This is a genomic window from Pantoea stewartii subsp. stewartii, from assembly GCF_008801695.1.
Lineage (GTDB): Bacteria > Pseudomonadota > Gammaproteobacteria > Enterobacterales > Enterobacteriaceae > Pantoea > Pantoea stewartii.
Window position 1 is genome coordinate 1 of the sequence record NZ_VZPF01000315.1, and the last position, 251, is coordinate 251.

At 49.4% G+C, this 251-nt stretch carries 1 pseudogene; it reads right to left on the bottom strand.

From position 1 onward, the window contains the following. Positions 1-2 precede the first annotated feature (2 nt). Positions 3-125 (bottom strand): annotated as a pseudogene (locus F7Q90_RS26335) (IS630 family transposase); the annotation flags it as partial. Positions 126-251: the final 126 nt, after the last annotated feature.

Consider the following 251-nt stretch of genomic DNA (forward strand, 5'->3'; position numbering starts at 1 on the left):
CGCTACACTTTAGCCAGCCCATGTTTTCCCCCGGGGAATGGGCTGACGGTATTCATAAAGTGATGGACCTTTTTCAACAGTTGCCACATTGAACTGCACTGGTGATTTCGGGTTATTGTCTCATGAAAGTAAGCGTCACATTTAAACCGTCTGTGCAGCGGGCTCCGGTTCCGGGAAAATAGTGTCCATCATTTTTTAATGGACACTATCGCGTGAAACACCGGACATGGCTCCTTGAGGCGCTTCGCCTC